The organism is Streptomyces sp. NPDC059398 (assembly GCF_042751845.1).
In the GTDB taxonomy this organism is placed as follows: domain Bacteria; phylum Actinomycetota; class Actinomycetes; order Streptomycetales; family Streptomycetaceae; genus Streptomyces.
Window position 1 is genome coordinate 1 of the sequence record NZ_JBHYWP010000085.1, and the last position, 3737, is coordinate 3737.

At 70.8% G+C, this 3737-nt stretch carries 5 protein-coding genes and 1 pseudogene; 5 read left to right on the forward strand and 1 reads right to left on the reverse strand.

Translation table 11 applies throughout. From position 1 onward, the window contains the following. Positions 1 to 133: 133 nt before the first annotated feature. Complete coding sequence (locus ACFXBC_RS25995) at positions 134 to 514, reverse strand: DUF1844 domain-containing protein (protein WP_385029146.1); 381 nt, start codon at positions 512 to 514, stop codon at positions 134 to 136. Positions 515 to 875: 361 nt separating this feature from the next. On the opposite strand from ACFXBC_RS25995, the gene infC reads away from it, so the two are divergent. The 5 genes and pseudogenes from infC to ACFXBC_RS26020 form a co-directional block, all read left to right on the forward strand. Next, positions 876 to 1547: a translation initiation factor IF-3 gene (gene infC / locus ACFXBC_RS26000; RefSeq protein WP_385029149.1), complete on the forward strand. Its 672-nt coding sequence runs from the start codon at positions 876 to 878 to the stop codon at positions 1545 to 1547. 123 nt (positions 1548 to 1670) lie between these two features. Beyond that, on the forward strand, positions 1671 to 1865 hold the full coding sequence (rpmI, locus tag ACFXBC_RS26005; RefSeq protein WP_164266672.1) for a 50S ribosomal protein L35: 195 nt from the start codon (positions 1671 to 1673) through the stop codon (positions 1863 to 1865). Positions 1866 to 1970: 105 nt separating this feature from the next. Continuing rightward, positions 1971 to 2357, forward strand: a complete 387-nt coding sequence (gene rplT / locus ACFXBC_RS26010; RefSeq protein ID WP_164266673.1) for a 50S ribosomal protein L20 — start codon at positions 1971 to 1973, stop codon at positions 2355 to 2357. A gap of 271 nt (positions 2358 to 2628) precedes the next feature. Further along, the gene (locus tag ACFXBC_RS26015; RefSeq protein ID WP_385029154.1) at positions 2629 to 3486 is read left to right on the forward strand and encodes a TrmH family RNA methyltransferase; all 858 of its coding nucleotides are present in this window, start codon (positions 2629 to 2631) and stop codon (positions 3484 to 3486) included. Positions 3487 to 3540: 54 nt separating this feature from the next. After that, positions 3541 to 3737 (forward strand): annotated as a pseudogene (locus ACFXBC_RS26020) (hypothetical protein); the annotation flags it as partial.

The window sequence follows — 3737 nt, forward strand, 5'->3', positions numbered from 1 at the left end:
CCCCCGCCCCCCCCCCCCCCACCCCGAGACCCCCCCCGGCCCCGGGCCCCGCCCCGCCCGGCCCCGGGGTGGCCGGCCGCCGGCCGGGCGCCGGGCTTGGGGCGGGTCCGGGACCCCCCCCAAGGCCCCTGACTCAGCCGTAGACCGGCCCCGTGTACTTCTCGCCCGGACCCTCACCCGGCTCGTCGGGCACGGCGGACGCCTCGCGGAAGGCAAGCTGGAGCGATTTCAGGCCGTCGCGCAGCGGAGCCGCGTGGAAGGAGCTGATCTCCGTGGCGCTCGCCGTGATCAGTCCGGCCAGCGCCTGGATCAGCTTCCTGGCCTCGTCGAGGTCCTTGTGCTTCTCGCCGTCCTCGGCCAGGCCCAGGTTGACGGCGGCCGAGCTCATCAGATGCACCGCGACCGTCGTGATCACCTCGACCGCGGGGACGTCCGCGATGTCACGGGTCATGGAGTCGAAGCCGGGGGCCTCGGCAGGTTCTTCGGGGGCGGGGGAGGGGGTCGCGTCGCTCATGAGGCACACGATATGCCGTGGCCCCGGCGCCCCCGCGCGGAGGCCGCAGCGCACCGGTTCGCAGCACCGGGTCCGGGGTGCTAACCTTGTGTAACGACCGGCCGGACATCTATGTGCCCGGCCCACAAGTGGAGGCTCCGATCTCCCACCTGACTGTCCTCCGGGACGGCGGGTCACCGGTCAGGCGGCGCCCATCGTTCCGTACGGACGATGGAAGCCACCCGATGTGCGCCCCGCGGCAGACGCGGCGGTGCTCCGGTATGTGAGGAGCTCCCGCCTGTGTCCCGTCCGGGGCGTTTTTCAGTTCCAGGTGCGGTTGGTCTGTCTAAACAGACGTTACGCGGCTGTCTGCCAGAGAGCCGTGTGGTGCTACCGAGGAGGATCCATCAGCGCCGAGCCCCGCATCAACGACCGGATTCGCGTTCCCGAGGTGCGACTTGTCGGACCCAGCGGCGAGCAGGTGGGCATTGTCCCGCTCGCCAAGGCCCTGGAGCTGGCACAGGAGTACGACCTCGACCTGGTCGAGGTCGCGGCGACCGCCCGTCCGCCCGTGTGCAAGCTCATGGATTACGGGAAGTTCAAGTACGAGTCGGCCATGAAGGCCCGTGAGGCGCGCAAGAACCAGGCGCACACGGTCATCAAGGAGATGAAGCTCCGGCCGAAGATCGACCCGCATGACTACGACACCAAAAAGGGTCACGTCGTGCGCTTCCTCAAGCAGGGCGACAAGGTCAAGATCACGATCATGTTCCGCGGTCGCGAGCAGTCCCGCCCCGAACTGGGCTTCCGGCTGCTCCAGCGTCTCGCTTCGGACGTCGAGGACCTCGGGTTCATCGAGTCGAACCCGAAGCAGGACGGCCGAAACATGATCATGGTGCTTGGCCCGCACAAGAAGAAGACCGAGGCCATGGCCGAGGCGCGTGAGGCCCAGGCCGCCCGTAAGGCGGAGCGTCAGGGGTCCGCGGACGAGGTCGCCGAGGCTCCGGCCGAGGCAGAGGCCGACACTCCGGCCGAGACCACCTCCGAAGCGTGACCGGACGGGCCTCCAGCCAGGCGGCCCCGGGGTTCCGCCCGGAACACATACCAACGATCTGACGCTCCCGGTCTCCGGTGCCCTGCACCGGGGGAGTGCCACTGACGAGGAGAGTACGGCGCGATGCCGAAGAACAAGACGCACAGCGGCTCCAGCAAGCGCTTCAAGATCACCGGCTCCGGCAAGGTGCTCCGTGAGCGCGCCGGCAAGCGCCACCTGCTGGAGCACAAGTCGTCCAAGAAGACGCGTTCGCTGACCGGCACCGTCGTGGTGGCCCCGGCCGACGCCAAGAAGATCAAGAAGCTTCTCGGCAAGTGACGTCGCCGCCCCCGGTGACCCCCGGGGGCGCGATGTCGGGACCGGGACCAATTCGTTTCCGGGCCGTGTGAGTTCACCCACGGCCCCGCTACAAGGAGTCAACAAGTGGCACGCGTCAAGCGGGCAGTCAACGCCCACAAGAAGCGCCGGGCAGTTCTCGAAGCGGCCAAGGGCTACCGCGGTCAGCGCTCGCGCCTGTACCGCAAGGCCAAGGAGCAGGTCACCCACTCCCTGGTCTACAACTACAACGACCGCAAGAAGCGCAAGGGCGACTTCCGTCAGCTGTGGATCCAGCGCATCAACGCCGCTGCCCGCGAGAACGGCATGACGTACAACCGCCTCATCCAGGGTCTGAAGGCCGCCAACATCGAGGTGGACCGCAAGATCCTCGCCGAGCTGGCCGTCAACGACACCAACGCGTTCGCCGCGCTGGTCGAGGTCGCGCAGAAGGCGCTCCCGAGCGACGTCAACGCGCCGAAGACCGCTGCCTGATCAGGCAAGCACTTCAGCCGGAGCCCGGCCGGCTGGACCCGCAGGCGGTATCCGCCTGCGGGTCCGCTGTGTTCGGCGGGCCGATCGTGCCTCCCTCCCCGCGGGTCGCACCGCGGACCGGCGGGGACGGACACGGGCCCGCGCGGACCGATACCGACCCGCGCGGACCGGACCGACGCAGGCCGACGCAGACCGACGCCCGGCCCCGGCCCCAGCAGCCGGACGGCCGCAGTTCCGTACGTCGATACGTGAGTAAGGTGAAACGCCGACCATGGGCACCCCCGCCGAGCTGATCTCCCCGCGTTCCCCGCGCGTCGCCGCCGCCAGGCGGCTCGCCCGGCGCAACTTCCGTACCAAGGAACGCCGGTTCATCGCCGAGGGGCCGCAGGCCGTGCGCGAGGCCGTGCACCACCGGGTCGGCGGCGAGCCGACACTCCTCGAACTGTTCACCACGGCGGAGGCCGCCGAGCGGTACGCATCCATCGTCGCCGCGGCGCACGACGCCGGGGCGCGTGTCCACCTGGCCGGCGACGACGTACTCGCCGAACTCTCCCAGACCATCACCCCGCAGGGCCTTGTCGGTGTCTGCCGCTTCCTGGACTCGCCCTTCGACGAGATCCTCGCGGCCCGCCCCCGGCTGGTGGCCGTACTCGCCCATGTACGCGACCCGGGCAACGCCGGTACGGTGCTGCGCTGCGCCGACGCGGCGGGCGCCGACGCCGTCGTCCTGACCGACGCATCCGTCGATCTGTACAACCCCAAGTCCGTGCGGGCGTCGGTCGGTTCGCACTTCCATCTGCCCGTGGCGGTCGGTGTCCCGGTCGAGCGGGCCGTCGCCGGGCTCAAGGCCGCCGGGGTGCGGATCCTCGCCGCCGACGGCGCGGGCGACGACGACCTCGACGCCGAGCTCGACGCCGGCACCATGGGCGGCCCGAGCGCCTGGGTGTTCGGCAACGAGGCGTGGGGGCTCCCCGAGGAGACCAGGGCCCTTGCCGACGCCGTCGTCCGCGTCCCCATCCACGGCCGGGCCGAGAGTCTCAATCTCGCCACGGCCGCCGCCGTCTGCCTCTACGCGTCCGCCCGTGCGCAGCGCGCTTCCGGAGGGTGCCGCTCCGTCACCTCCAGCTAGTAGGGTGACGCACTCGGGGGCCCACTGCGCTATTCGGAGAGGTGGGATACGGGGATGGCTGTCTCATCGGGCAGTGAGTCGTCGCACGGCAATGGACCACTGCCGTACGGAACCGGCGCGTCCGGCGGCCCGGACGGCCATACCGGAGCCGGGGTCGGCCCCGCCCAACTCCCCCACCGGCAGGGCGGGGCCCCCGGGCCAGGCCGGGACGGGGGGGTCAACCACGCCGCCCCACCGCTCCACCCCGCTCC